Source organism: Lutibacter sp. Hel_I_33_5 (assembly GCF_007827455.1).
Taxonomy (GTDB): Bacteria; Bacteroidota; Bacteroidia; order Flavobacteriales; family Flavobacteriaceae; genus Polaribacter.
This window is the reverse complement of sequence record NZ_VISM01000001.1, coordinates 1,972,476-1,997,589: the sequence shown is the minus strand read 5'-3', so window position 1 is coordinate 1,997,589 and position 25,114 is coordinate 1,972,476. Positions and strand designations below refer to the sequence as shown.

The window sequence follows — 25,114 nt, the reverse complement described above, 5'->3', positions numbered from 1 at the left end:
CGCCTTTTTGGTGACTACATTTGCATTCTCACAAGCAGATGCTAAAAAAGATACACTAGCAGTAAAAAAAGATACCATAAAATTAAAGTATAACTTTAAACATGCTCAGAATGGTGGCTTATTTTTAAAAGATCCAGCGAAGTATGACATCATATTTGACAAGAACTTAAACAAATATGTATTGGTGGAAAAAATAGGAGATTACTATGCACGTAACCCTATTTTTATGTCACCTAGAGAATACGGAAAGTATCGTCTTCAACGAGACATGTTAGATTATTATAAATCTAAAGTAAGCGCAACAAATAGTAAGAAAAAAGGATCTAAAGCTGCACAAAGAAATTTATTACCAACCTATTATGTAAATTCAGATTTTTTTGAATCTATTTTTGGTGGAAATACGATAAAAGTTACACCAACTGGAAATTTAAATTTAAAACTTGGGTTTATTTATCAGAATACTGATAATCCACAGCTATCAGAAGAAAACAGAAGTAGTTTTACGTTTGATTTTGATCAACAAATTAATGCAAGTATTCAGGCTAAAGTTGGAAAACGATTAACTTTTACTGCAAATTACGATACGCAATCTACGTTTGATTTTCAAAATTTAGTAAAAGTAGAATTTACGCCAACAGAAGATGATATTCTGCAAGGATTTGAAGCTGGTAATGTTGCAATGCCAATTAAGAATTCGTTAATAAACGGAGCGCAAAGTTTATTTGGTGTAAAAACCCAATTAAAGTTTGGAAATACAAATATTACGGCAGTATTTTCTCAGCAAAACTCAGAAAGTAAAACTGTAACTGCAGAAGCGGGAGCATCTATTCAACCTTTTGAAATTAGAGCAACAGATTACGATAATGACCGACACTTTTTTCTTGGTCAATATTTTAGAGAAAATTACAAGCAGGCCTTAAGTCAATATCCGTTAATAAACAGTCCTATAAATATTACAAGAATTGAAGTTTGGATTACTAATAGAAATGCAAGTGTAGAAGATTTTAGAAGTATTGTTGCCTTTGCAGATATTGGTGAGTCTAAAAATGTTAATTTAGTAAGTACAAACGGTTCTATTCAAGCGACAAATCCACCAAGAGTAGGAGCAAATAATTTACCTGCAAACGAAGCAAATAATCTATCAACATTATTAGTACAGTCAGGTGGAATACGAGATGTTTCTTCAGTAAGTCAAACATTAGATCTTGGAGCTTTTCAAATGCAACAAGGAACAGATTATTCTTTGCTACAAAATGCAAGAAAATTAGAGCAAGATGAGTTTACGTTAAACCCGCAACTAGGATTTATTTCGTTAAACAGAAGATTAAATGATGGTGAAGTTTTAGCTGTTTCTTATGAATATACCGTTGTTGGTGCTTCAGGAGGAAATACTTCTTTTAAAGTTGGTGAATTTTCTAATGATGGAATTCAGGCTCCAGATAATTTAGCAGTAAAGTTATTACGTAGTGAAATTTTACAAACCAAAAGAGAAGTAGGTGGTGTTGATGTAGCATTTCCAACATGGAAATTAATGATGAAAAACGTATATGCATTAGGCGCTTTTCCGCTAACACAAGAAGGTTTTCGGTTTGAAATTCAATATAGAGATGATGAAACAGGTATTCCATCTAATACCTTGCAAAATGCTACAACACCTAATTTATCGATTGATCCATTAATACAAGTTTTTGGATTAGATCAATTAGATCAAAGTCAGTTTAAAACTGCTGATGGATTTTTTGATTATGTTGAAGGAATTACTGTAAATTCTCAAAACGGATATGTAATTTTTCCTGAACCAGAACCTTTTGGAGAAGATTTAGATAGTCAATTAACTACTCCAGATGACAAGAAAAAATATTTGTTTAACGAACTATATTTAAACACAAAAATTAACGTAAAAAACAATTTTCAGAATAAAGATAAATATTTATTAAAAGGATATTTTAAATCAGAAAATTCTGGCGGAATTCCTATTGGAGCATTTAATGTTCCTAGAGGTTCGGTAAAAGTAACCGCTGGCGGACGTCAATTAGTAGAAGGTGTTGATTATGTGGTAGATTATCAATTAGGAAGAGTTCAAATTATTGATCCAGGATTACAATCATCTGGAATACCTATTAATGTTTCTACAGAGAATAATTCAATTTTTAATCAACAAAGAAAAACATTTTTCGGAATTGATGTTGAGCATAAATTCTCAGATAATTTAGTTGTTGGAGGTACATTTTTAAATGTAAATGAAAGACCAATAACACCTAAAGTTAATTTTGGTGCAGAACCTATAGATAATACGATTTTAGGTTTGAATTTAGACTTTTCTAGAGACATGCCAATCTTTACTAAATGGGCAAATAAATTACCTTTTGTAGATACCGAAGTTGAGTCTAAAATATCTGTAAAAGCAGATATGGCATATTTAATTCCTGGGAGTCCAAGCGGTATTGATGTAGCCGGTGCAGCAACTTCATATGTAGATGATTTTGAAGCATCTCAAATTCCTATAAGTTTATTGTCGCCATTACAATGGTATAATGCAAGTACACCACAAAATCAAGCAAATACTTATAATGGAGCAAGTAACGATTTAAGCTATAATTTTAAACGATCTAGATTGGCTTGGTATAGCGTAGATCAGATATTTTATGGTGCTGGACAAACACCAAATAGTGTTGATGCAGATGAATTATCTAGAGCAGAAACAAGACAAATTAGTTTCCAAGAATTATTTCCAAATACACAATTAGATATCACTCAAAATACGTTAGTTAGAACCTTAGATTTAGCATATTTTCCAAGTGAAAGAGGTTCTTATAATTTTGATACTAGAAATAACACAGTTGATGGAAACGGTAACTTTTTAAATCCGCAAGATCAATGGGGTGGAATTATGCGCCCGTTAAATACTAATAACTTCGATCAAGCAAACGTAGAATATATTCAGTTTTGGATTATGGATCCATATGAAAATTATTCAATTACAGAAGAAGAAGGTTTACGACCTGGCGTTAATCCACAAGATCAAACAAATCAAGTAGGAGATTTATATATTAATTTAGGAAATGTATCTGAAGACATCAATAGAGATGGATTTAAAATGTATGAAAACGGATTACCTGCTGATGGTAATAAAATTGATAAATTAAATGTATTAGAGCCTAAAGATTTTAATGATAATCTTAAATGGGGATTTGTACCAATAAATCAATCTATAGTTTATGCTTTTGATGAAGATGATGCTGCAAGAGTGAATCAAGATGTTGGTTTTGATGGTTTAAATGATACGGAAGAAATTAATAAATATCAGAATCATCCATTAATTCCGAATTTTTCTAGGTTAGATCAAAACGATCCATCTAATGATAATTACCAGTTTTTTAGAGGAACTGAATTAGATAATGAAAATGCTTCAATCTTAAAGCGTTATAAAAAGTTTAATAATACACAAGGGAATTCGCCAACATCAAATCAATCACCAGAGGCGTTTCCAACATCAGCAAATACATATCCAGATGTAGAAGACATCAACAGAGATCAAACCATGAATACCGTAGAGAGTTATTTTGAATATAAAATCTCTATGAATAAAAGTGATTTGGTGGTAGGAAGAAATTTTGTTGTTGATGAAAAAACAACCACTGTTACTTTAGAAAACGGAGGAACTCAAAACACAAAATGGTATCAATTTAGAGTACCTGTAAGAAGTGGAACTCCAGTAAATGGCGTTTCAGATTTTAATAGCATTCGTTTTATAAGAATGTTTATGACGAATTTTAAAATGCCAGTTGTTTTACGTTTTGGAGAATTAGGTTTGGTTAGAGGAGATTGGAGACGTTACACTAGAACTTTAGATGAAAACATTGATCCTGATAGAGAATTAACACAACCAGAATTAAATGATTTTGAAGTAGGTGTTGTTAATATTGAACAAAATGAAAACAGGTATGTATTACCTCCTGGAATTGTTAGAGAACAATTACAAGGAACAACAACGATACAACAACAAAATGAACAATCGGTTTCTTTAAAAGTAAAAGATTTACCGTCTGATGGTATTAGAGCTATTTACAAAAACATTAGTGTAGATTTACGTAGATACAAGCAATTAAAAATGTTTGTGCATATGGAAGAAATCTTAAATTCTAATGTTGATAATACTGATTTACTTGCTATTATACGTTTAGGAACTGATTTAAATGATAACTTTTATCAATTAGAAATTCCACTTCAAAAATCTTCAGGAAGTTTATCTCCACTAGAAGTTTGGCCAGAAGCTAATAATTTAGATGCTGCACTAGAAGAGTTAGGTAAAGTAAAATTAGAAAGAGATGGTTTGGGTTTATTGCCAAATGAACTCTATACTTCAATAAATAATACAGATCCTTCAGGAGTTGTTATTAAAGTGAAAGGAAATCCAACCTTAGCACAATTAAGAACAATTATGTTAGGAGTAAAAAACCGTTCGTCACAAACTAAAAGTGCAGAAGTTTGGTTTAATGAGTTGAGGTCTGTTGGTTTTGATAACAAAGGTGGTTGGGCAGCAGTAATTAATGCTGATGCAAACTTTGCAGATGTTGCTAATGTTTCATTATCTGGTAGAATGCAAACCATAGGTTTTGGAAATGTAGAAGATAGAGTACAGCAACGTAGTTTAGACGAAACAAAACAATATACTGTTAATACTAGTTTAAATTTAGGAAAAATGTTTACGCCAAAAAAATGGGGTATTCAATTACCTATGAATTATAGTATTGGTGAAGAATTTATCAACCCAAAATTTGATCCACAATACCAAGATGTAAAATTAGAAGATGCAATAGATCAAAACCCAAACAGTAAATTTTCTAGTGATTATACTAAAAGAACAAGTATTAGTTTTAATAATGTTAAAAAGAATAGAAATCCGAACTCATCTAAAAAACCTAAGTTTTATGATGTAGAAAATGTGTCGGTTTCTTATGCATTTAATAAAGAAGAACATAGAGATTACAATATAGAACGTTACGAAAACAAGAGTGTTCGTGCATCGGCATCTTATAATTTTAGTTTTCCAGCAAAATCGTATGAACCGTTTAAAAAGTCAGACTTTTTTAAAGGAAAATATTGGAAGTTTATTAGAGATATTAATGTAAATCCTTTTCCAAAAACCTTTGCAGTAAATTCTACTATTAATAGAAATTTTACAGCGCAACGGTCAAGAAATTTAATTCAAGGATTAGCGGCACAACCAAGATTGGCGCAACGAAGATTTTTATTTGATTGGGATTATGCTATTGGTTTTGATTTAACAAAATCATTACAGTTTAACTTTAATGCGACTAATAGTTATATCTATGATGCATTTGGAAGTGGAGAAGAGTTAGAAATATTTGATAATTTCTTTAATACAGGGAATGCAAATAGGTATAATCAAAAGTTAAATGCTACTTATAAATTACCTTTAAATAAGATTCCTTATTTAGGTTTTTTAACTGCTGATTATGGGTATACCGCTGATTTTAATTGGGAAGCATCCTCTCAAGATACTTCTATCTCTGATAAAATCGGGAATGTTGTACAAAATGCAAACACACATAATTTAAACGCAAATATTAACTTTTCTAAGTTTTATAAAACTATTGGTTTAGATAAATTACTGACTAAGCGTTCTAAAAAGACAGCACCAAAAACACCTGGTTTACCATCTGTACCAGGTAAAGCAAAAACAGGAGTAAAGAAAAAGCAAAAAACTGGAGCAAAAATTTTAAAAGGATTGTATGATGTTATTACATCTGTAAAAACTGCAAAACTGAGTTATTCTGAAAATAACGGACAGTTTTTACCTGGTTACGGAGAGCAATTTGGTTTCTTAGGTGGACCAAGTACAAGTTTTGCTTTTGGTAGTCAAGTAGATATCAGAAATACAGCCTTACAAAATGGTTGGTTAATTACGCCGAGAGATACAATTTCTACGGCAGATCCAATCGCTAATGCTTATTTTAATAAAACGTACAGTAGAACACATTATAATAAGTTTGATTATAATCTAACTGTAAAACCTGTAAGAGATTTAAATATCGATTTAAGAGCCAATAGAATTAAAACAAGAGATTTATCTCAACAACTAGATATTATTAAAGATTATAGCGATCCAAGTAATTTAAATGGAGTAATAGACAGAAGTATTCCTGGATTAGAAACCGGAAACTTTAGTACTAGTTATTCTATGCTATCAACTGTTTTTTCTGATTCGGATGTTTTGTTTCAGAAAATGAAAGATAATAGAGTTGCTTTATCTTCAAGATTAGCTGTAGAAAATGGAATCGATATAAACGATCCTAATAATGTTGATGCTATTGATGGAACAATAAAAGGATTTGGAGCAAATAGTCAACAAGTATTAATGCCAGCATTTGTTGCTGCTTACTCTGGCGACAGTCCAAATTCTGTTAGTACTGGTTTATTTAAGAATATACCAATTCCAAACTGGACATTACGTTATAATGGATTCATGAAATTTAAATGGTTTAAGAAAAACTTTAGCACTTTTGTAGTGTCTCATGGTTATAAATCATCTTATACAGTAGCAAGTTTTACTAATAATTTACAATACGGTTTAGATACTAATAATCAACCAGTAAAAAATGCTGCGGGAGATTTTGAGCCAGAATTACTAATTTCTTCAGTAAGTTTAATTGATGAATTTTCGCCATTAATTAAAGTGGATATGAAAATGAAAAATTCAATTTCATTAAGAGGAGAAATCAAAAGAGATAGAGCGTTAACATTAAATTTTAATAATAGTACATTAACAGATATCAAAGGGACAGAATATGTTTTTGGAGTTGGTTATGTTATTAAAGACGTTAAATTTAGTACACGATTTACTGGGAAAAAAGAAACATTAAAAGGAGATATTAATTTACGCGCAGATGTTTCATTAAGAGATAATATTACCTTGATACGTTCGGTTGATTTAGACAATAATCAAGTAAGTGGTGGGCAAAATTTATTTTCAATAAAATTTACAGCAGATTACAGATTAAATAGTAATTTAACCGCATCGTTTTATTACAACCATCAATCGTCTAAGTATGCTATTTCAACAACATTCCCTAGACAATCGATAAACGCAGGATTTAATATAATTTATAACTTAGGAAACTAACAAAATAATAGATTAAGATGAATATTCCATCAGAATTAAAATACACAAAAGACCACGAATGGATTCTTATTGAAGATGATGTAGCAACAATTGGTATTACAGACTTTGCACAAAGTGAATTGGGTGATATTGTTTATGTAGATGTTGATACACTAGATGATACTGTTGAAGAAGGAGAAGTTTTTGGCTCTGTAGAAGCAGTAAAAACAGTGTCTGATTTATTTATGCCGTTAACAGGAGAAGTAATCGAATTTAATGAAGAATTAGAAGATGAACCAGAATCAGTAAATACAGATCCTTACGGTAAAGGTTGGATGATAAAAGTGAAAATTTCTGATACATCACAAATAGATGATTTAATTGATGCAGAAGCATATAAAAAGCTTATTGAAGGGTAGTATTGTATACTTTTCTATTGCAATTACTATTTTAATTGCAGTATTAAGTTTAGTAAAGATTCATCAACCATCTATCAAATTTACATATTTAGATAAAATTGAACATATAATAGCATATTTTGTACTTGCTATATGTTGGTTCTGTACAATTCATTTAAAAACAAAAAATAATTCTCTTAAGAAAACTGTTTTTTTTCTGTGTATTTCTTATGGCATACTTCTTGAGGTTCTTCAAGGAACTTTAACTTCATATAGAACAGCAGACTGGAAAGATATGATTGCAAATTCTATAGGAGTATTGATAGCTTTATTGATTTTTAACAAGTTTTTTCAAAAAAAATTAGTTAATTAACAATATCGTTTGTTTAAAACACAATAATTTAATTAAATTAGCAAACTATTAAAAACTTTTTAGGATGGAAATAAAGAAAAATCCAAAATCTAATTTGGAGAACTACAGTAAGATTTTTATGCAAATTGGTTTAGTCCTAGCGTTATTTGTAACCTATGCAGCCATTGAGCAAAAAACCTATGATAGAACTTTTGGTGACTTAGGAATGGCAAATATGTCTGATGAATTAGAGGAAGAAATTCCAATCACGGAGCGTATAGAACAACCAAAACCAAAAACTCCACCACCACCAGCTCCAGAAAAAATTGAAGTTGTTGAGGATGAAAAAGAAGTTGAAGAAACAGTAATTGAATCTACTGAAACTGATGAAACGGAAGCTGTTGAGGTTGAAGACATTGTAGAAGAAGAAGAAGAAGAAGAAATTGTTGGAGATGTAAACTTTATGGTTATTGAAAATGTACCAGTTTTTCCAGGATGTAAAGGAAGTAATACAGAGCTTAGAAAATGTTTTAGTAAAAAAGTACAAAAGCACTTTACTAGAAAATTTGATGCTGAGTTACCTAATGAATTAGGATTATCACCAGGAAGAAAAAGAGTTTCTATACAATTTGTAATTGATAGAAGTGGAAAAGTAACTAACATTATGGCTAGAGCACCACACCCAAAAATTAAGAAAGAAGTTCTTAAGGTGATGAATAAACTACCAAAAATGACACCAGGGAAACAACGTGGAAAACCAGTAGGAGTTAAATACGCAATTCCTTTTACTTTAATTGTAGAATAAATTTCGTTAAAACATATACGAAACCCAACCTAACGGTTGGGTTTTTTTATTGGCATACTTTTTGGATTAACATAATTTTAACATTAAAAAAATATAATTATGAAAGCAAAAAAAAAGTATCAAAGAAAACAATTAGAAAAGTATTCTGCTGTTTTTATGCAGTTAGGACTAGTATTAGCTCTTTTTATAGTGTATGTTACCCTAGAGCATAAAACATTATTTAAACAGATTTCTCCTACTATTTCTGAAAGGATTCACAAAGAAGATTTTATTCCTATAGATAACCCTATAATTATTAAAACAGATAACCCAAAAGTAACTAAGCCTAAAAAAATAAAACCTCAAATTTTAGATATAATAACAAAAGGAGATGATATTAAATTTGAAGATATTATTGATATACCTACCGATAATGATATTCCAGAAATAATTAATGCTGATGACATAGTAGAAATAATTGAGCCGCCTGTTATTGATAATGATATCCCTTATATGTTAGTAGAGTAAACACCAATATATAAAGGCTGCGAAGGTTTATCGGAAATAGAAAACAAAAAATGTTTCGATAAAAAAGTAAAAAAACATATTCAAAGAAAGTTTAATATAGAAATGGCAGAAAACCTAGGTTTAGCATCAGGAAAATATAGAATACAAACAGAATTTATAATTGATAAACAAGGAAATGTGGTCGATGTAAAAGTAAGAGCACCACATATAAAATTAAAGAAAGAAGCTAAAAAACTAGTTCAATTATTTCCTAAGTTTACTCCCGGAAAAATGCAAACAAAACCAGTAAAAGTAAAATACAATCTTCCAATTACTTTTATGATTCAATAATTATAAACCCAACTTTTTAAGTTGGGTTTTTCATTTACCTTTCTAAATCAATAAATAATTGTATTTTCACGCTAAATCTTTTTGATTGGTAATGAACGATTATTTTGCGCATGAAACAGCAGTTATAGATGATAATTGCACCATAAAAAACGGAACAAAAATCTGGCATTTTAGTCATATTATGTCTAATTGTGTGATTGGAGAAAATTGCAATATTGGTCAGAATGTAGTGGTTTCTCCAGAAGTAGTTTTAGGAAATAATGTTAAAGTTCAGAATAACGTATCAATTTATACAGGCGTTATTTGTGAGGATGATGTTTTTTTAGGACCATCAATGGTTTTTACAAATGTTATCAATCCTAGAAGTGCTATCAAAAGAAGAGATCAATATTTAAAAACAAAAGTAAAAAAAGGCGCAAGTATTGGTGCAAATGCAACTATTGTTTGCGGAAATGATATTGGAGAATATGCATTTATAGGTGCAGGAGCCGTAGTAGTAAAAGAAGTAAAACCATTTGCGCTCGTTGTTGGAAATCCATCAAAGCAAATTGGTTGGATAAGTGAATATGGGCATCGGTTAGAATTTGATGAAAAAGGAATGGCAATTTGCCCAGAATCAAAAGATACATATCAATTAATAGAAGAAAAAGTAAGTAAGTTATAATGAAAAAATTATGTCTTTTTTTAGTGTTATTTTTTACACTGGTTTCTTATAGTCAATCAGAAAAATTTCCTGTTTTTGATGCTTGTAGAGGTTCATCACAAACTGCATTAAAAAATTGTTTTTTAAAACAAACTAAAGAAACTTTTTTCTCAGAATTTATTGTGCCACCAATTTTATTAAATGAAAATTATCGTGGAGTTGTCAATGTTATTTTTCTAGTAAATTCAGACGGAACTTTTAATTATATCTATGCAAATTCACCTTATAAAGAACTAAAGACAGAATTAAAAAGAACCTTTAAAAGATTTCCAGAAATACAACCAGCAACTTATAATAATCATAATATAGAAATGAGGTTTGCATTACCGCTTGTATTTCCATATTCAGAAAATTCAGTCAAAGTTGTAACCGAAGACGAAGTAGAAACAACAACAAATTATCAATCGGAAAAAAAAGATATTAGAGAGGTTGTTGATACTAGTATAGAAACAGATTCTATATTTCTACAAGTTAACAGTCAATTGAATATTCCGTTTGTACATCAGAAATATGTAGATTATGAATTTGCTTTACATAAATCTAGTGGAACACATACAGCTTCAAAACCCTATTTATATAGTGAAATTTCAAAACATTTTGATATTGCAGCCGAGAAAAGGCAATTTTTAAAACCCGAAATGAATTCTTGGTGGGGTAAAAAATTATGGAACGAACACTTATTGCAGATAAAACATCAAGATTATTGGTTTACAATTGATGCATTATTAGACGTACAATTAGGAAAAGATAATTCTAATGTTGCCTATACATTTAATAATACAAGAGTATTTAATGCTAATGGAGGTTTTGGTAATAATTTTTCATTTTCTGCAACGATTTATGAAAGTCAAGGACGATTTGCTGAATATGTTAATAATTATATAGGTAATAAATCAGGACTTTTTAAACCAGCTTTTTCTGAAGGTTTAGTTCCAGGAAGAGGAAAAGCTAAAGGTTTTAAAGCAGATGCATTTGATTACCCTGTTGCAGAAGGATATTTATCCTTTACACCAACAAAATATATGAATTTCCAGTTTGGACACGGAAAGAATTTTATAGGTGATGGATATCGATCTTTTTTACTATCAGATGTTAGCGCACCATCATTATATTTAAAAATGAAGGTAGATTTCTGGAAGTTTCAGTATACAAACGTTTGGCTTTGGGGAAGAGATGTAAGGGCGCCAGCTGTAATAAATAATGAACACGCACGAAAATATATTGCTGCACATTATTTAAGTATTAATATTACTGATAGGTTGAATATCGGATTATTTGAAACGGCTATTTCTGCTGGACAAAATGGATTTGATGCAGGGTTTTTAAATCCAATAATTTTTTACCGAGCTGTTGAGTTTAATAGAGGTGAAGATTCTGGAAATGCAATGGTAGGATTAACAACTAAATATAAGTTAAACGATAATATTTCTTTATATTCTCAATTAGTTATTGATGAATTTTCCGTTGGAAACTTAGGAAATTTATCAGATTGGAGAAATAAGTTTGCGCTTCAATTTGGAGCAAAATATTTTGATGCTTTTGGTGTAGAGAATTTATTTTTACAAGGGGAATTTAATACCGCTAGACCTTATACTTTTGCGCATAGAAGTCCAGTTTTAAATTACGCACATTATAGTCAACCACTAGGTCATTTATGGGGTTCAAACTTCTGGGAAGTTATTGGAATAGCTCGTTATAAGAAAGATAGATGGAGTGGTTTCGGAAAGGTTATTTTAGGAAAAAAAGGATTTGATTTAGATGAAACAGTAAGTTATGGTGGAAATATTTATCAATCTTATGATAATAGGTTTAGCGATACCAATAACTCTTTAGCACAAGGAAATACAGCAATAATATTACATATTGATACACAAGTAAATTATCTTTTAAATCCAGCTAATGGTTTAAGTTTATTTTCTGGGCTTTCTTATAGAAAGTTAACATCAGATATTGCTTTAGCCAGAATAACACCAGGAAATAATCTTTGGTTTACAGTTGGATTAAGAGCAGAATTATTTAATTGGTATTTTGACTTTTAAGAATTGTAAAGACTTTTTTTTATAAAAAATAAAAAGTATCTTTGAGTGTGGTTAATTTATTAACCACATTCTTTTTCTTTTTCATAGCAATTTCCCACTTTATTTAATTAAAGTGGGTTTTTATTTTCTACCAAAATCTGCAGGAATTTCTCCCCAAGCTTTTGTTTCCCATTTCAAAATTGGATTTGTGTATGTATTTTCGTTGAGCCATTTTTCAGCTCTTTTTATCAATTCCAATAAATCTTTGTTGGAAGCATCAAAGACAATATTAGTCCTACATTGTTTCTTTTTTACCCAACTCATGGCAATTTTTGAATCGGAATAAATAGGAGTTGAAGTATTGTTTTTACTTTTTAATAAGGCAATTCCGTGCACTAAAGCTAAAAACTCACCAATATTATTAGTACCTTTTTTAAAAGGTCCTTTAATAAAAATTTGTTTTTTGTTATGGGTTAAAACACCTCTATACTCCATTTTACCAGGGTTTCCTGCACAAGCAGCATCAACAGATATACTTTCTAAAATAGGAGAACCATATGCAGCTTTTTCTGTAGCAGTTAGTGTTACTTTCTTTGTGTTTTTCCCTTTATAATCGATGTAGTTTTTTTTAAGAGCATCTTCTGCTTCTTTCTTATTTATAAAAGATTTGTATTGGGCACCTTCAAAACCATCTATTTGTTTTTTGCAATCATTCCAAGACGTAAAAACTCCTTTTTTACGACCCTTCCAAACTACATAAAACTTTTTTTTAGCCATTTTTTAAAATTACTTTTTCAATAATTTTTGGAAAGTACTTATACTCTAATTTGTGAATTTTTTTTGCAATATCTTCTGGAGTATCATTTGCATAAATAGATGTTTTTGCTTGAAAAATAATTGCGCCTTCATCATAATTTTCATTTACATAATGAATTGTGATACCAGATTCTTTATCATTATTCTTTTTTACCGCTTTATGAACATTCATTCCATACATTCCTTTTCCACCATAATTAGGTAACAACGCAGGATGAATATTAATGATTTTATTAGGGAAAGCTTCTACTATTTTTGATGGTATTTTCCATAAAAACCCTGCAAGTATTATGTAATCAGCCTCTGTTTTTAATAGGTTTAGTACGCTGTCAGTAATTGAAAATGCATTTTTGTCAAAATGTAAATGATTGATTTTTAGATTTTTACACTTATCTATAACTTTGGCATGTTCATTGTTAGTTAGCACTTTGGTAACCAGAATAGTTTCAGATGATTGAAAGTACTTAATAATATTTTCAGCATTGGTGCCAGAACCAGAAGCAAAAATCACAATACGTTTCATATTTTTCAAACTATTTTATGGGTACAAAAAAAAGAATTATTATTAACAATAATGGGTTCTAAGAAGAAAGATTAAACATTTTTCTTTACATTGGGATTCATTTTTCGAGTAAATACTAGATTAAATTGATAAAATTGGTATTTTTGCCTCGATTTTAAATTTAAAAATTAGAAAATTATGTCAGACATTGCATCAAGAGTAAAAGCGATTATCGTAGACAAACTAGGAGTAGACGATAACGAAGTAACTTCAGAAGCTAGCTTCACTAACGATTTAGGAGCAGATTCTTTAGATACTGTTGAGTTAATTATGGAATTCGAAAAAGAATTTGATATTCAAATTCCAGACGATCAAGCAGAAAATATTGGAACTGTTGGTCAAGCAGTTAGCTATATAGAAGAAGCAAAAAAGTAATATTTATATGCAATTAAAACGAGTTGTAGTCACTGGACTTGGTGCATTAACACCAATTGGTAACAATATTGAAGAATATTGGAATAACTTAGTTAACGGAGTTAGCGGGTCTGCACCAATTACACATTTTGATGCTACCAAGTTCAAGACTCGTTTTGCATGTGAAGTTAAAAACTTTACTGTGAATGATTTTATTCACAGGAAAGAAGCTCGTAAAATGGATAAATTTACGCAGTATGCTGTTGTTGCTTCCGATGAAGCAATTGCTGATGCTGAGTTTGATTTAGACAAACTTAATAAATTACGAGTAGGCGTAATTTGGGGAGCAGGAATTGGTGGATTAGAAACTTTTCAGAACGAAGCTATAAATTATGGTGCTGGAGACGGAACACCAAGATTTAACCCTTTCTTTATTCCAAAAATGATTGCAGATATAGCGCCAGGACATATTTCTATAAAAAATGGATTTATGGGGCCTAACTTTACTACCGTATCTGCTTGTGCATCATCTGCAAATGCAATGATTGATGCGCTAAATTATATTAGATTAGGACATTGTGATGTTATTGTAACTGGTGGCTCGGAAGCTGCGGTTGCCATTTCAGGAATCGGTGGTTTTAATGCCTTACAAGCTTTATCAACAAGAAATGAAAGTCCAGAAACGGCATCAAGACCTTTTGATGCAGAACGTGATGGTTTTGTTTTAGGTGAAGGTGCAGGTGCTATTATTTTAGAAGAATACGAGCACGCAAAAGCACGAGGTGCAAAAATCTATGCAGAAGTTATTGGAGGCGGAATGTCTTCTGATGCACATCATATTACCGCACCACATCCAGAAGGAATAGGTGTAATTGCTGTGATGAAAAACTGTTTAGAAAACGCTGGAATTAATCCAGAAGATGTAGATCATATTAATACACATGGAACTTCGACACCATTAGGTGATGTAGCAGAATTAAAAGCTATTTCTGAAGTTTTTGGAGATCACGCAAAGAATATCAATATAAACTCTACAAAATCAATGACAGGTCATTTGTTGGGTGCTGCTGGTGCAATTGAATCTATTGCTTCCATTTTAGCTATGAAACATGGAATTATTCCACCAACAATTAATCATGCTACTATTGATGAAAAAATCAATCCAGATTTAAACCTTACGTTAAATAAAGCTCAAAAGCGAGAAGTTAACATTGCTATGAGTAATACTTTTGGTTTTGGAGGACATAATGCTTGTGTAGCCTTTAAAAAATTAGAGGAATAACATATGAATTATCTTCGTAGAATTGTAAAACCTCAGAATAAAGAAGATGAGGAATTCTATTATAAGATAAAAGAACTTCTCAATTTTAAACCCATAAAATTATCACATTACAAAAAGGCGTTTACACATCGTTCTGTAAAAATGGTTGATAAAAAAGGGATCCCAATAAATTACGAAAGACTAGAATTCTTAGGTGATGCCATGTTGGGTTCTGTAATTGCTTCTTATCTTTATCAAAAAGTACCAAATGGTACAGAAGGATACTTAACTCAAATGCGATCTAAAGTTGTAAGTAGAGAACATCTAAATGAGTTAGGAAAAGATTTAGAGTTAATAAAATATGTAAAAAGTAATATTGACAGTAGAAATATTGGAGATAACATTCATGGAAATATTTTCGAATCGCTTGTTGGAGCAATTTATTTAGATAGAGGTTATAATTATTGTAAGCAATTTATTTATGATAAAGTAATTGTGCCTTATGTTGATATAGAAAAACTAGAAGGAAAAATTACCAGTTATAAAGGATTGATTATTGAATGGTGTCAGAAACAAAAAAAGAAATATTCCTTTGATACCTATGAAGATACAGGAAATCAAGCTATAAAACACTTTAGTGTAAAAGTTAGTATTGATGGAGAATTAATTGCAAAAGGAAGAGCAAAATCTAAGAAAAAAGCTGAAGAGCAAGCATCTAAAAGAGTGTATTATACATTTCAGCATTTAATTACTAATTCTTAAACACTCCCGATAACGTTTTCGTTATTTTTTTAACACGTTTGCTAAACAATGTTTAATTTAGCTAGTTATAAAGCTAAATAAAGGTTACCGTTTTTATGCAAGTACATTCTTTAGATTTTAATGATTTTCAAGAAGATTCGTACACATTAATTGGTGTTCATACAACATTAGAAGATTACAAACTTGCTTATTTATTGAATCAGAATTTAAGAACAAATTTTAATAGAGCTGATTATAATTTAGATTTTGAAAGTGAAAAGAACAATGCATCATTTTCTGTTTACAATTATACAAATCAGCAATACGATTTCGATTGGTTTTTAATCGCAAATAGCTTTAAACAAGAAAATATAAAATCAACAAACGAAGTATTATTTGATAGTGAAATAACTACGTATTTAATTCCAGAGAAAAAAAAAGTAGATTATTTTATTAAAATTATTGGCGATGTAGAGTATAGTTATATTTCTAAAACTATAGATGCAATTCAAAATATTAGTCAAGTAATAACCTCATACACAATAGATTCAACAACATTAAAGTCTAAAGACTTTTTAATTTTTTAATATGCCTCATAACAAAAAGACTAAAATAGTAGCTACATTAGGACCAGCAACAAATACGAAAGAAATTTTATTTGATTTAGCAAATACTGGTGTAAATGTTTTTAGAATTAACTTTTCACATGCAGATTATGACGATGTAAAAGAAAAGGTAAAAATCATTAGAGAAATTAATGAAGAGAATAATTTTAATGTAGCCATTTTAGGTGATTTACAAGGTCCAAAACTTAGAGTAGGAGTGATGGAAGATGGGGTTATTTTAAATGATGGAGACACATTTACTTTTACTACAGAGCAATGTATTGGAACAAATGAAAAGGCTTTTATGACCTATCAACGATTTCCAAAGGATGTAAAAGTTGGAGAACAAATATTAGTTGATGATGGTAAATTATTATTTGAAGTAATTTCTACCAATAAAGAAACAGAAGTTGTTACCAGAGTTATTGATGGAGGGCCTTTAAATTCTAAAAAAGGAGTGAATCTTCCTAATACAGCAATTTCTTTACCAGCTCTAACCGATAAAGATAAAAAAGATGCTGTTTTTGCTTTAGAGCAGCAAGTAGATTGGATTGCTTTATCATTTGTAAGAACTCCTGAAGATTTAAGAATGTTACGCGATTTAATTGCATTGCATTCTGATTATAGAGTTCCTGTAATTGCTAAAATTGAAAAACCTGAAGCTGTAGAAAATATTGATGCTTTAATTCCGTATTGCGATGGATTAATGGTTGCTCGTGGAGATTTAGGGGTAGAAATTCCGATGCAAGAAGTTCCATTAATACAGAAAATGTTAGTGATGCGTGCTAAAAAAGCAAGAATTCCTGTAATTATTGCTACGCAAATGATGGAAACCATGATTGAAAATTCTGTTCCAACTAGAGCAGAAGTTAATGATGTTGCCAATTCTATTATGGATGGTGCAGATGCAGTAATGTTATCTGGAGAAACTTCGGTTGGTAAACATCCTATAAAAGTGATTAGAAAGATGACTGAAATTATTGGAAGCGTAGAAATGTCTCCATTAATTCAATTATCACATAAACCACCACATATTAGAACCAATAGATTTATTACTAAATCGGTTTGTTATCATGCTGCCTTAATGGCAAATGACACGAATGCAGCAGCAATATCAACCCTAACAAATAGTGGTTATACAGCATTTCAAATTTCAGCTTGGCGTCCAAAATCTCATGTATTAGCATTTTCATCAGAAAGAAGAATTTTAGGAAAACTAAACTTGCTTTGGGGTGTTAAAGCTTTTTATTATGATAAAAACTTAAGTACAGACGATACTGTTGTTGACATTAATAAAATTGCCAAAGAAAAAGGTTTTGTAAAACCAGGTGAATTAATGATTAACTTAACGTCTATGCCAGTTGAAGCAAAAGGGATGGTGAATACCCTACGTGTTTCTGAAGTTGATTAAAAGGTTAGTTTTTGTACGCAAATAATAGCATCATTTGTTACAAAAGGCATTGGCATCATTTCTTCATTTCTTGGACGGAAATTAAACGCAGGATTTTTTAACAAATCATAAGATATCTCATTCATTAGTATAGTTGGATTAACCATCTTGTCAAATGAAAGTGATAGATGTATTTGTTTATCAGAATTTCCTAAATGATAGATCAGAAAAGACTTGTTTTCTTTTGTTAACGGTTTTTTATCGTTTAAATAAATTCCGTTTGCACAAATAGAAGTAAATGTTACTTTTCCTTCAGTTTTTAATTCAATTTTATGAACCTTTCTTTGGGGTGTGATTATCAAATCTAATACTCTTTCTTCTCCAATTAGTGTATCAATTTGCGTGGTAATTAGTGCGCTAGCAATATTTCTATTTTCAGTTTTTTTGATATAATTAAAACGAGTGTTATACTTGCTTTTTGTCTCCGCATTATTCTTTTTTTCAGTTGATGGGTTTTCTCCGAAAATTTGTTCTGTATATGCGTCTATTTTTTTATTATATGTGCCAAAAGAGGCAGAATTAGTATCGTTATTTTGTATATAAACCAAACTATTAGGTTTCTTTTTATCAACTGAAAAACCACTGTTATACGTTGCCATTCCGAAGAATATAATTGTTAAGAAACCGAATATAGTTTGTAACCTGTTTTTTCTTTTTTTCTGATGAAAAATTGGGAATATCAATCCAAAAATTAGCACAATAAAAATGGCTGAAATAAATAAGTTTTTTAAACCTAAACCAACAGGAAATAACTTTACCATTGGTGCAAAAATATAGATAGTTGGAATAGAAAGAATAGCAAATAAAATAGGTTTAGATTTTTCTTTAAGACTCATAAAAACAAGAATCGATAAAATCAATAAAGCACAAAAAATAGGGATAATAAAAAATCCGGCACCGGGTAAATAAAATAATACTAAGGCATTAATAATAATCCAAAAAGTTATTGGAGCGATTAATAAATCAGTTGTTTTTTGTTCTTTAAAAAATCGGTTGTAAATTTTAAATAGTATCCAAAGGTTTAAAAAGCTAAAGGCAATAATATATTGATATCCGTTATAGGTAAACCCATGTAGCATGTCTTGATAATGCGGATGAATTATTAATAACAATCTCCATAAACCAAATGAAATTCCAACACATAGTATTAATGATAAAAGAAATGCTAAAAATCCTTTTCCGATCCCAGAAAGTGAAAATTTGTTTAATGAGATTCCAAAAAATAATAAAACAAAAAACAATAGTATTGCAGCAATTAATAAGTAGTTAATCCAAGAAAAAGGAAAGGTTAAAAGCCCTTTAAAAGGAAAGTTTACATACACATAATCTTCATTACTGTTTAGATTGCTTAGGTCGGAATTTGAAAAATAGTTAAGAGTAGTTTCTAGATAATCTGCTTGATGTAGTAATGATTCTCTATCCAATCTTTCATAAGAATCTTGCGCTGTATGATAATCAAAATGATCTCCAATAAAGGCAAAATTAAATCCGTTAATATCCCCCTGTTCTCTAAAAACTGTTAAATCTGTATCATTGGGCAGCATTTTATAAACACTGTACATTAATGAATTTGCAGCAGGGTAATTAGGTTTTGCCTCTAAAAACTCCTGAATAAGTGAACTGTTTTTACCATTAGTTTCCATCAACATATAACTTGCACCGCCGCTTCCTCTTGCTTCAAAATTTAATACCAAACCAACATCTTTTGCCCAATCATGTTTGGTTACAAATGCTTTTGCTCCTAACAAGCCTAATTCTTCAGCATCAGAAATAAGAATGATTATATCATTTTTTGGTTGTTGATTCTTTGCTAAAAAAGCTCTAATTCCTTCTAATATTGTCACTACCCCAGAACCAGCATCACTTGCTCCTAAAGAAGAATGTTGACTAGAATCGTAATGTGTTAAAAGGAGTAATGCTTTTCCGCTCTCAGAACCTTTAATTCTGGCAATAATATTTTCGGTTGTCGTTACTGCTAACCACTTTTCGTTTGAGGCAACTTGTTTTTGAATCTGTGTTTCTAACCCTAATTTTTCTAATTCGTTTACTAAATATTTTTGAACGATTGTATGTTCATCAGATCCAACATGATGCGCTTTTTGAGTAATTTTTTTTAGATGATGTAATGCATTATTTAAAGAAAATGTAGTTTTATCTGTAGATTCATTATAAGATGATAACGAAGGTTTCATGTCAGAAAAACCCCAATAGATTGTTGCGATTATAATGAATATTGATATAAGTTTTGAAGCGAATTTCATTCGTAAATATTTTATATAAAAGTAATGAATTTAAAAAAAGTACTTCAAACATTGTTATAAACAGCCTAAAATCAGTAACTTTAGTTACAATAAAAACTATATATTATGGGGATAATTAACTTTCAAGGAAAAAGAGACGCATCGCAAGGGAAACAAAGTGAACCTATTTTAGTGTCTGATTATATGACAAAAAAACTGATTACTTTTAAAGCTGAAGACCCTATAGATCATGTAATTAGCACGCTTATTAATAACAAAATTTCTGGTGGACCTGTTGTAAACGATAAGAATGAATTAGTTGGAATAATTTCTGAAACCGATTGTATAAAGCACATTTCTGATAGCAAATACTACAATATGCCAATGGATAGTGACAATACGGTTGGTAAAAACATGAATACAAAAGTTGATACTATTGATAAAAACATGAATGTTTTTGATGCTGCAAATAAGTTTATCAATTCTAGAAGAAGACGTTTTCCAGTAGTAGAAAACGGTAAATTAATAGGTCAAATTAGTCAGAAAGATGTATTAAAAGCTGCCATGAAATTAAGCGGAACTACTTGGTAATTTTTATCCCAAATTGGGTAAATCTGTAATAATAATTTTTTGTTTATCAGAAGCTTCTAAGGCTGCAATTTTAGAATAAGAATATCCTTCTATAGGTTCTTTTATACTTTTCCATTTTGCAATTCCTGCTACAGTTATCTGTTCACCAACTTCAATAATTGCTTCAGTAAATCGCAAAGATTTATTGAAACCAAGAAAACCTTCACTTTTAATGTCATAATAATCTAATAACGCTTTAAATTTCGGATTCGGGTCATTAAAAGTACCTGATGATGTATTTTTATCAATGACTAAATGACTTTTAAAATTTTTAGGAAAATCAATAGGTTTAACCATTACATAATCTCCATTTTGTTCAATAAAGAAGTTTTGAAATTTTTCTTCTTTTACAATTGTATCCCAATATGAACTTTTACCACTATTCTTTTCTTGTTCAATTTTTATTGTATAAAAAATACATTTTCTTTTACTATAAGGAGCAATCAGGGGTTCTTTTACATGTAATGCTTTACCTGTAATTTTAGTAAACTCATTGGTTCTTATACTGCCAATAGATTTTTTTGGCAACTTTTTTAATACCCTAATAATAACTTGCTTGTTACTGAAATAGTAATACAAAATTGCGCAGATAATTATTACACTTATAATCAATATTGGAAATAAGTATTCAGAAATATTAATTTGGAATAATAGCAATTTAATTGTCTTTTTTAATTAATAAATAGAGTTCGTTTTCTAGAATTAAATATCCTTGGTCGTAAATATAGTAATATACATTACCTGTTTTTGTGGTGTAGATTGATGTAAAAAACTGGAAGTCGAAACCATGATCAAATAGCTTCCTTCTAGATACTTTTGTTTTTCCAGAAGGATTTAATTCGGTTAATATTTTATAGTTTTTCCGTAACCTATTATTAGTATTTCTAATTAAGTTTTTACTTTCTTTATTTACTTTGTTATTGTAGGCATTTCTACAATAATCTGAACAGAACTTTTTATCTATCCTGCCAACAACTTTATCCGAACATTCTAAACATTTTCTATCACTCATAGTTTTCTTTAGTAAGTTCATACCAATTCACATCCACCCCTTTAAATTCAAATTCGTTGACAAATTGTAATCCTATTTTTTGTAAAATTTTATTCGAACCTATATTTTCTATATCTGCTGCTCCGTAAATTGTGTTGTATTTCATGGTAGTAAAACCATATTCTAAACAAGCTTTTGCAGATTCATATCCATATCCTTTTCCCCAATATTTAGGAATAAATCGATAACCAATATCAACAAAATCTGTAAATCCGTTTAGTGCTTCTTTTTCTCCGACATTCAGTTTTAAACCAGACCAACCTATAAAATCTCCAGTCGATTTTTCTATACAGGCAAAACGCCCAATTCCTAATTCTTGATATTGTTGTCTTATAAAATTGAGATTCTTTTTTGCTTGTTCTAAACTTTTTATCGGCTTTTTCCCTAAATATTTATGTACTTCAACATTAGAATCTAAGGTAAACATTCCTTCAATATCTGTATCTAAGACCTCTCTTAAAATTAACCGTTCTGTTTCTAAATAAAACTTCATGTTTATAACTATTTGATTACAAATATATTAAAAATAATTAAACGACAACATTCGTTTACAAACGAAAACAAGTATTTAACAACCATTTTAAATTTTTATCATGTTTCATCTTTGCAATGTCAAAACGAATTGACAATTTATAAATCATTAAAACTTATCTTATGAATACGTTAAGAAACAAAGTACAGTTAATTGGAAACTTAGGAAACAATCCAGAAATCATCACTTTAGAGAGTGGAAAAAAATTAGCAAAATTTTCTATTGCTACAAATGAAAGTTATAAAAATGCGCAAGGTGAAAAAATAACCGACACACAATGGCACAATGTAGTTGCCTGGAATAAAACAGCAGAAATCATAGAAAAATATCTAGAAAAAGGAAATGAAGTTGCTATTGAAGGAAAATTAACTTCTAGATCTTATGAAACTAAAGAAGGAGAAAAGAGATATGTTACTGAGGTAGTTTGTAATGAACTTTTGATGCTGGGTAATAAATAAGTGGGAATATTGCTGTGATGAAAAGCCGCTAATTAGCGGCTTTTTTTAACTTATTTGTTCTCCATTCCTAATAGCTTGTTGAGGCTCAACAAAAGCTAATTTTCCATCAGGAGTATCGGTCATTAAAATCATTCCTTGACTTTCTACACCACGTAATTTTCTCGGAGCTAAATTACATAAAACTGTTACTTGTTGTCCGATAATTTCTTCAGGAGAAAAACTTTCTGCAATTCCAGAAACAATGGTTCTAACATCAATTCCAACATCTACTTTTAATTGCAATAACTTTTTAGTTTTCGGAACTTTAGTTGCTTCTAAAATAGTACCAACTCTAATATCTAGTTTTGTAAAATCATCAAACTCTATGGTTTCTTTTTGCGGTTCTACAACTTTATTTTCTTGTTCGTTGGCTAATTTTGTTGCTTCTAATTTCGCTAATTGAGCTTCAATTGTTTTGTCTTCTATTTTAGAAAACAACAATTCTGCTTTGTTTAATTGATGATCTGCTGGAATTAAAACAGCTTTTTCAGAAACGTCTTTCCACCTAAGACCTCTCGACTGCGCTCGAGGTGACAGGTTAAGGATTGATTTTAACTTATCTGAAGTAAAGGGTAAAAAAGGCTCAGAAACTACTGCTAAAGCAGCAGAAATTTGCAAAGCAACATACATAATTGTTTTAACTCGTTCTTCATCAACTTTAATTACTTTCCAAGGTTCTTCGTCTGCTAAATATTTGTTTCCAAGTCTTGCAAGATTCATTAATTCTTGACTTGCTTCTCTAAATCTGTAACGTTCAATAGATTTAGCTATGACATTTGGGAACTCTTTTACAGCCACTAAAACATCTTCATCAACTTCAGTAAAATCATTAGGAGTTGGAACAATTCCTGAATAATATTTATTTGTTAATACAACTACTCTATTGATAAAATTACCAAAAATAGCAACTAATTCATTGTTGTTTTTTGCTTGAAAATCTTTCCAAGTAAAATCATTATCCTTGCTTTCAGGAGCATTTGCCGTTAAGGTATAACGTAATACATCTTGCTGATTTGGAAATTCCTCCAAATACTCATGCAACCAAACTGCCCAATTTTTAGATGTTGATAATTTATTTCCTTCTAAATTTAAGAATTCGTTTGCTGGAACGTTTTCTGGTAAGATATAATCGCCATGCGCTTTTAACATCGATGGAAAAATAATACAGTGAAAAACAATATTGTCTTTCCCTATAAAATGAACCAACTTTGTATCCTCTTTTTTCCAATAATCTTCCCAGTTTTTACCTTCCCTTGCTGCCCATTCTTTAGTTGATGAAATATATCCAATAGGCGCGTCAAACCAAACATATAATACTTTTCCTTCAGCTCCTTCAACAGGAACAGGAATTCCCCAATCTAAATCTCTAGTTACTGCTCTTGGTCTTAAACCGTCTTCAACCCAACTTTTAACTTGTCCGTACACATTCGGTTTCCAATCTTTTTTATGCCCTTCTAAAATCCATTCACGTAAAAAATCTTCGTGTTTATCCAAGGGTAAAAACCAGTGTTTTGTTTCTTTTATTGATGGAACATTTCCAGTAATAGCAGATTTTGGATTGATTAAATCGGTAGCGTTATGAGAAGTTCCACAATTTTCACATTGATCTCCATAACTTTCTTCAAAATTACATTTAGGACAAGTTCCAACTACAAATCGATCTGCTAAAAACTGATTTGCTTCAGCATCATACAATTGAGCCGTAACTTCTTCTACAAACTCACCATCATTGTACATTTTTGTAAAAAACTCTGATGCTGTTTCATGATGAATTTCTGCAGATGTACGTGAATAATTATCAAAAGAAATACCAAATTCTGCAAAGGATTTTTTAATCATTCCATGGTATTTATCAATAATATCTTGTGGAGAAATACCTTCTTTTTTAGCACGCATTGGTATGGCAACACCGTGTTCATCCGAACCACAGATGTAGGCAACATCTTTACTTGTTAAACGTAAAAAACGTGCATAAATATCTGCAGGAACGTACACTCCAGCTAAGTGCCCAATATGAATTGGACCATTTGTATAAGGTAATGCGGCTGTAATTGTATATCTTTTCGGTGAACTCATGTTCTTTTGGACTGATTTTTGGTTGACAAAAGTACAAAAAAGCAATTTTTTAAACTGATT

22 protein-coding genes are annotated in these 25,114 nt (G+C 30.3%); 15 read left to right on the top strand and 7 right to left on the bottom strand.

Going from position 1 to position 25,114, the window contains the following annotated elements; all coding sequences use genetic code 11:
- Positions 1-10 precede the first annotated feature (10 nt).
- From sprA to OD91_RS08885, 8 genes are all read left to right on the top strand, one after another.
- The gene (sprA, locus tag OD91_RS08920; RefSeq protein WP_255513222.1) at positions 11-7,147 is read left to right on the top strand and encodes a cell surface protein SprA; all 7,137 of its coding nucleotides are present in this window, start codon (positions 11-13) and stop codon (positions 7,145-7,147) included.
- Positions 7,148-7,164: 17 nt separating this feature from the next.
- Positions 7,165-7,545, top strand: a complete 381-nt coding sequence (gene gcvH / locus OD91_RS08915; protein WP_144896041.1) for a glycine cleavage system protein GcvH — start codon at positions 7,165-7,167, stop codon at positions 7,543-7,545.
- Complete coding sequence (locus OD91_RS08910) at positions 7,535-7,897, top strand: VanZ family protein (protein WP_255513220.1); 363 nt, start codon at positions 7,535-7,537, stop codon at positions 7,895-7,897. The genes gcvH and OD91_RS08910 overlap by 11 nt, the downstream gene beginning before the upstream one ends.
- A 64-nt stretch (positions 7,898-7,961) precedes the next feature.
- Positions 7,962-8,681: an energy transducer TonB gene (locus tag OD91_RS08905; protein WP_144896039.1), complete on the top strand. Its 720-nt coding sequence runs from the start codon at positions 7,962-7,964 to the stop codon at positions 8,679-8,681.
- 99 nt (positions 8,682-8,780) lie between these two features.
- Positions 8,781-9,188 (top strand): hypothetical protein, encoded by a 408-nt coding sequence (locus OD91_RS08900; RefSeq protein ID WP_144896038.1) that lies wholly within the window; start codon positions 8,781-8,783, stop codon positions 9,186-9,188.
- Positions 9,189-9,290: 102 nt separating this feature from the next.
- Positions 9,291-9,518 (top strand): energy transducer TonB, encoded by a 228-nt coding sequence (locus OD91_RS08895; protein ID WP_144896037.1) that lies wholly within the window; start codon positions 9,291-9,293, stop codon positions 9,516-9,518.
- 91 nt (positions 9,519-9,609) lie between these two features.
- Complete coding sequence (locus OD91_RS08890) at positions 9,610-10,182, top strand: acyltransferase (RefSeq protein ID WP_144896036.1); 573 nt, start codon at positions 9,610-9,612, stop codon at positions 10,180-10,182.
- Positions 10,182-12,260 carry a gliding motility protein RemB gene (locus OD91_RS08885; protein ID WP_144896035.1) on the top strand — a complete coding sequence of 693 codons (2,079 nt, stop codon included), beginning with the start codon at positions 10,182-10,184 and terminating at the stop codon, positions 12,258-12,260. Before OD91_RS08890 ends, OD91_RS08885 begins: the two co-directional genes overlap by 1 nt.
- Positions 12,261-12,380: 120 nt before the next feature.
- Here the strand turns inward: OD91_RS08885 and OD91_RS08880 are convergent, their stop codons facing one another.
- Positions 12,381-13,016: a viroplasmin family protein gene (locus OD91_RS08880; RefSeq protein WP_144896034.1), complete on the bottom strand. Its 636-nt coding sequence runs from the start codon at positions 13,014-13,016 to the stop codon at positions 12,381-12,383.
- A complete protein-coding gene (locus OD91_RS08875) occupies positions 13,009-13,578 on the bottom strand; it encodes a phosphoribosylglycinamide formyltransferase (protein ID WP_144896033.1) in 570 nt (189 codons plus the stop codon). The genes OD91_RS08880 and OD91_RS08875 overlap by 8 nt, the downstream gene beginning before the upstream one ends.
- A 177-nt stretch (positions 13,579-13,755) precedes the next feature.
- On the opposite strand from OD91_RS08875, the gene OD91_RS08870 reads away from it, so the two are divergent.
- The 5 genes from OD91_RS08870 to pyk all read left to right on the top strand — a co-directional run bounded on the left by OD91_RS08870 (position 13,756) and on the right by pyk (position 17,989).
- The gene (locus tag OD91_RS08870) at positions 13,756-13,992 is read left to right on the top strand and encodes an acyl carrier protein (RefSeq protein WP_144896032.1); all 237 of its coding nucleotides are present in this window, start codon (positions 13,756-13,758) and stop codon (positions 13,990-13,992) included.
- A gap of 7 nt (positions 13,993-13,999) precedes the next feature.
- Positions 14,000-15,253, top strand: a complete 1,254-nt coding sequence (gene fabF, locus OD91_RS08865) for a beta-ketoacyl-ACP synthase II (RefSeq protein WP_144896031.1) — start codon at positions 14,000-14,002, stop codon at positions 15,251-15,253.
- A 3-nt stretch (positions 15,254-15,256) separates the two neighbouring features.
- Complete coding sequence (gene rnc, locus OD91_RS08860; RefSeq protein WP_144896030.1) at positions 15,257-15,994, top strand: ribonuclease III; 738 nt, start codon at positions 15,257-15,259, stop codon at positions 15,992-15,994.
- Between the two features lie 95 nt (positions 15,995-16,089).
- Entirely contained in the window at positions 16,090-16,560 is a 471-nt protein-coding gene (locus OD91_RS08855) for an IPExxxVDY family protein (protein ID WP_144896029.1), read from the top strand.
- 1 nt (position 16,561) lies between these two features.
- Positions 16,562-17,989, top strand: coding sequence for a pyruvate kinase (gene pyk / locus OD91_RS08850; protein WP_144896028.1), 1,428 nt, complete (start codon positions 16,562-16,564; stop codon positions 17,987-17,989).
- On the opposite strand, the gene OD91_RS08845 is transcribed toward pyk, so the two are convergent.
- On the bottom strand, positions 17,986-20,289 hold the full coding sequence (locus tag OD91_RS08845) for a M28 family peptidase (protein ID WP_144896027.1): 2,304 nt from the start codon (positions 20,287-20,289) through the stop codon (positions 17,986-17,988). The genes pyk and OD91_RS08845 overlap by 4 nt on opposite strands.
- 105 nt (positions 20,290-20,394) lie before the next feature.
- Between OD91_RS08845 and OD91_RS08840 the strand changes: the two genes are divergently transcribed.
- Complete coding sequence (locus OD91_RS08840; RefSeq protein ID WP_144896026.1) at positions 20,395-20,859, top strand: CBS domain-containing protein; 465 nt, start codon at positions 20,395-20,397, stop codon at positions 20,857-20,859.
- 3 nt (positions 20,860-20,862) lie between these two features.
- Here the strand turns inward: OD91_RS08840 and OD91_RS08835 are convergent, their stop codons facing one another.
- From OD91_RS08835 to OD91_RS08825, 3 genes are all read right to left on the bottom strand, one after another.
- On the bottom strand, positions 20,863-21,426 hold the full coding sequence (locus OD91_RS08835) for a hypothetical protein (RefSeq protein WP_144896025.1): 564 nt from the start codon (positions 21,424-21,426) through the stop codon (positions 20,863-20,865).
- 130 nt (positions 21,427-21,556) lie between these two features.
- Positions 21,557-21,910, bottom strand: coding sequence for a hypothetical protein (locus OD91_RS08830; RefSeq protein WP_144896024.1), 354 nt, complete (start codon positions 21,908-21,910; stop codon positions 21,557-21,559).
- The gene (locus tag OD91_RS08825) at positions 21,903-22,442 is read right to left on the bottom strand and encodes a GNAT family N-acetyltransferase (protein ID WP_144896023.1); all 540 of its coding nucleotides are present in this window, start codon (positions 22,440-22,442) and stop codon (positions 21,903-21,905) included. Before OD91_RS08825 ends, OD91_RS08830 begins: the two co-directional genes overlap by 8 nt.
- Positions 22,443-22,603: 161 nt before the next feature.
- On the opposite strand from OD91_RS08825, the gene OD91_RS08820 reads away from it, so the two are divergent.
- Entirely contained in the window at positions 22,604-22,939 is a 336-nt protein-coding gene (locus tag OD91_RS08820) for a single-stranded DNA-binding protein (RefSeq protein WP_144896022.1), read from the top strand.
- A 45-nt stretch (positions 22,940-22,984) separates the two neighbouring features.
- On the opposite strand, the gene metG is transcribed toward OD91_RS08820, so the two are convergent.
- The gene (gene metG / locus OD91_RS08815; RefSeq protein ID WP_144896021.1) at positions 22,985-25,054 is read right to left on the bottom strand and encodes a methionine--tRNA ligase; all 2,070 of its coding nucleotides are present in this window, start codon (positions 25,052-25,054) and stop codon (positions 22,985-22,987) included.
- Positions 25,055-25,114 lie beyond the last annotated feature (60 nt).

Bases quoted from the DNA above. Each gene is read 5' to 3' on its own strand.
- OD91_RS08905 (WP_144896039.1), top strand. From the start codon at position 7,962: ATGGAAATAAAGAAAAATCCAAAATCTAATTTGGAGAACTACAGTAAG.
- OD91_RS08855 (WP_144896029.1), top strand. From the start codon at position 16,090: ATGCAAGTACATTCTTTAGATTTTAATGATTTTCAAGAAGATTCGTAC.
- OD91_RS08820 (WP_144896022.1), top strand. From the start codon at position 22,604: ATGAATACGTTAAGAAACAAAGTACAGTTAATTGGAAACTTAGGAAAC.
- OD91_RS08880 (WP_144896034.1), bottom strand. From the start codon at position 13,016: ATGGCTAAAAAAAAGTTTTATGTAGTTTGGAAGGGTCGTAAAAAAGGA.
- OD91_RS08895 (WP_144896037.1), top strand. From the start codon at position 9,291: ATGGCAGAAAACCTAGGTTTAGCATCAGGAAAATATAGAATACAAACA.
- OD91_RS08845 (WP_144896027.1), bottom strand. From the start codon at position 20,289: ATGAAATTCGCTTCAAAACTTATATCAATATTCATTATAATCGCAACA.
- OD91_RS08830 (WP_144896024.1), bottom strand. From the start codon at position 21,910: ATGAGTGATAGAAAATGTTTAGAATGTTCGGATAAAGTTGTTGGCAGG.
- pyk (WP_144896028.1), top strand. From the start codon at position 16,562: ATGCCTCATAACAAAAAGACTAAAATAGTAGCTACATTAGGACCAGCA.
- OD91_RS08870 (WP_144896032.1), top strand. From the start codon at position 13,756: ATGTCAGACATTGCATCAAGAGTAAAAGCGATTATCGTAGACAAACTA.
- OD91_RS08840 (WP_144896026.1), top strand. From the start codon at position 20,395: ATGGGGATAATTAACTTTCAAGGAAAAAGAGACGCATCGCAAGGGAAA.
- gcvH (WP_144896041.1), top strand. From the start codon at position 7,165: ATGAATATTCCATCAGAATTAAAATACACAAAAGACCACGAATGGATT.
- OD91_RS08890 (WP_144896036.1), top strand. From the start codon at position 9,610: ATGAACGATTATTTTGCGCATGAAACAGCAGTTATAGATGATAATTGC.
- OD91_RS08825 (WP_144896023.1), bottom strand. From the start codon at position 22,442: ATGAAGTTTTATTTAGAAACAGAACGGTTAATTTTAAGAGAGGTCTTA.
- OD91_RS08900 (WP_144896038.1), top strand. From the start codon at position 8,781: ATGAAAGCAAAAAAAAAGTATCAAAGAAAACAATTAGAAAAGTATTCT.
- fabF (WP_144896031.1), top strand. From the start codon at position 14,000: ATGCAATTAAAACGAGTTGTAGTCACTGGACTTGGTGCATTAACACCA.
- OD91_RS08875 (WP_144896033.1), bottom strand. From the start codon at position 13,578: ATGAAACGTATTGTGATTTTTGCTTCTGGTTCTGGCACCAATGCTGAA.
- OD91_RS08885 (WP_144896035.1), top strand. From the start codon at position 10,182: ATGAAAAAATTATGTCTTTTTTTAGTGTTATTTTTTACACTGGTTTCT.
- rnc (WP_144896030.1), top strand. From the start codon at position 15,257: ATGAATTATCTTCGTAGAATTGTAAAACCTCAGAATAAAGAAGATGAG.
- metG (WP_144896021.1), bottom strand. From the start codon at position 25,054: ATGAGTTCACCGAAAAGATATACAATTACAGCCGCATTACCTTATACA.